Here is a 3056-nt window from a genome sequence, read left to right on the forward strand (position 1 = left end):
GGCGTCGCGGGCCCGCCGTTCCGGCCTGGTGGTGACGCCCCGGCAGGTCTTCGAGGAGAGGACCCCGGAGCGCCTCGCCGCGGTGGCGGAGGTCGGCGAGGAGGCGGCGACGAAGCGCGACGTCGGCGTGGGGGAAGTGACCTGGACGCCGGTGATGCGGGCGTTGGGTGAGCGGGCCGCGCGGCCCGGGTTCGCGCAGTGGGTGGTGGTCGGTGCCCCGGCCGGGCTCCGGCTGGATGTGCTGACGGCCGGACTTGATGCCGTGCTCGACACCCACGACATGCTGCGGGCGCGCACGATCCCCGGCGAGCCGAAGCTGATCGTCGGTGAGCCCGGGTCGGTGGACGCCGGGGACCTGGTCATGCGGGTGGACGCGGCAGAGGTCGGGGCCGGTGGCGGCGTGGACGCGGTGGCACGCGAGGCCGCACGGCGCCTCGATCCGGCCTCCGGGGTCGTGGTCCAAGTGGTCTGGGTGGACGCCGGTCCCGGTCGGGCCGGTCAACTGATTCTCGTAGGTCATCACTTGGTGGTGGACGGGGTGTCCTGGCGGATCCTTGTGCCGGACCTTCGAGCCGCCTGTGAGTCGGCGGCTGCGGGGCGTGCGCCGCGGCTGGACCCGGTGGGGACGTCGTTCCGCCGCTGGGCGGAGGTACTGTCCGCGCAGGCGGTCGACGAGCAGCGGGTCGCCGAGCTGGACGGCTGGCTTGAGCTGCTGGGTGAGTCCCAACACGCGCTCGCGCACAGGGCGTTGGATCCGACTGTGGACACCGTACGGACCCTGCGCCGCCGCTCGTGGGTCGTACCAGCGGAGCAGGCCGGGACATTGCTGACGCGGACACCGGCCGCGTTCCACTGCGGCGTGGACGAGGTACTGCTCGCCTCGCTGGCGGGTGCGGTCGCGTGCTGGCGGCCGGAAGCCTCGTCCGGGTTCCTGGTCGACGTCGAGGGGCACGGCCGCGAGCAGCTGGAGGGCGTGGAACTTTCGCGCACGGTGGGCTGGTTCACCAGCGCCCATCCGGTGCGGCTGGACGCGGCAGGGGTGGACCCGGCCCAGGTCCTGGCCGGCGGTCCGGCGGCCGGCGCGCTTGTGAAGGCGGTCAAGGAACAGGTGCGCGCGGTGCCCGGCGACGGCCTCGGCTACGAACTGCTGCGCCACCTCAACCCCGACACCGGGCCGGCCCTGGGTATCAGGCCGTCCCCGCAGATCGGCTTCACCTACATGGGACGGTTCACCGCCGACGCGGCGGAGGGCCAGGTCGGCGCCCCCTGGCAGATGGCCGCGGGGAACGCGATCGGCGGCTCGACCGAACCGGACACCCCGCTGCGGCACCTGCTCGACGTCGGCGCGATGGTGCGGGACACCCCGGGCGGGCCCGAGCTGACGGTCACCGTCAGCTGGCCCGGCCTCCTGGTGACGGACGCGGACGCCGAACGGCTCGGGCGGGCCTGGGTGGACATGCTCGGCGGCCTCGCGGACCACACCGCCGCTCCCGCCTCCGGCGGACACAGCCCCTCCGACTTCCCTCTCCTCGACCTGGCCCAGGACGAAGTCGACGAATTCGACCGACTCGACTGATCCGACCGACTCGACCGCATCGACTGATCCGACCGTCTCGACTGATCCGACTGATCCGACCGACTCGACTGATCCGACTTGGTCGACAACCCCGATGGCACGTCTCGCCGAGGCACGCAGCCGCTATGAGGAGACAGAAACGATGACCCGATCCCGTGTCGAGGATGTCTGGCCGCTGTCGCCGTTGCAGGAGGGCCTGCTCTTCCACGCCGCCTTCGACGACCGGGGTCCGGACGTCTATCAGGGCCAGCGGGTGCTGGAACTGGACGGGCCACTGGACGCGGTCCGGTTGCGGACGTCGTGGCAGGCGCTCCTGGCCCGGCACGGCGCGCTGCGGGCGAGCTTCCGCGGCCGCAAGTCCGGTGAGGCGGTGCAGGTCATCGCGCGCGAGGCGGTACTGCCCTGGCGTACGGAGGATGTCTCCGGGCTCGCGGAGGCCGACGCCCTCGCCGAGGCCGACCGGCTGGCCGCGCACGAACGGTCACAGCGGTTCGACCCGGCGGTGGCACCGCTGCTGCGGCTCCTGCTGATCCGGCTGGACGACGAACGGCACCGGCTGGTCCTCACCAGCCACCACGTGGTCATGGACGGCTGGTCCATGGCGGTGCTGTTCAACGAGTTGCCCGCCGTGTACGCGGCGGGCGGCGACACCCGCGGCCTTCCCCGGACCACCTCCTACCGCGAATACCTGGCATGGCTGGGCCGGCAGGACAAGGAGGCGGCGCGTGCCGCCTGGCGTGCGGAGCTGGCCGGGGTCGACGAGTCGACCCTCGTGGCCCCGGCGGACTCTGCTCGGACGCCGGTCGCACCCGAGAGCCTGGTCACCCGGATCTCCGAGGAACTGACGTCCGGCGTGGCGCAGTTGGCGCGCGTGCAGGGCCTGACGGTGAACACGGTGATCCAAGGGGCCTGGGCGCTGGTCCTGGCGCGGCTCGCGGGGCGTACGGACGTGGTGTTCGGCGCGACCGTCGCGGGCCGGTCCGCCGAACTGCCCGGCGTGGAGTCGATGGTCGGCCTCTTCATCAACACCGTGCCGGTACGCGTGCCGCTCGACGGCGCGCAGCCCGTCTCGCACATGCTCACCGCCCTGCAGGGCCGCCAGGCCGCGCTCATGGCACACCAGCACCTCGGCCTCTCCGAGGTCCAGAAACTGGCCGGTCCCGGCGCCGCCTTCGACACGATCGTGGTCTACGAGAACTACCCCCGCCCTCCTCAAGAGAAGCCCGCTCCGGACGCCTTCACCATGCGCCCCCTCGGCGAGCAGGAGGCCGCCCACTACCCGCTGACGCTGGTCGTGGCCCCCGAGGGTGACCGCATGGCCGTCAAACTCGACCACCGGCCCGATCTGTACGACCACGCCGCCGCGGAGTCGGTCGTCGAGCGCTTGATACGGGTGCTTGAGCAGATCGTGGCGGATCCGTCGGTGCCGGTGGGCCGGGTCGATGTGGTGGGCCGCGTGGAGCGTGAGCGGGTGGTGGAG

2 protein-coding genes are annotated in these 3056 nt (G+C 72.5%); both read left to right on the forward strand.

Annotation, left to right across the window (positions count from 1 at the left end; translation table 11 throughout):
- A partial coding sequence (locus ACWDZ7_RS42680; protein WP_451804336.1) for a condensation domain-containing protein occupies positions 1 to 1576 on the forward strand: 1576 nt, incomplete at its 5' end.
- 142 nt (positions 1577 to 1718) lie between these two features.
- Positions 1719 to 3056 (forward strand): condensation domain-containing protein (locus ACWDZ7_RS42685; protein WP_451804338.1); only part of this gene is annotated, 1338 nt, incomplete at its 3' end.

The sequence above is a fragment of the Streptomyces sp. NPDC003032 genome, assembly GCF_053591415.1.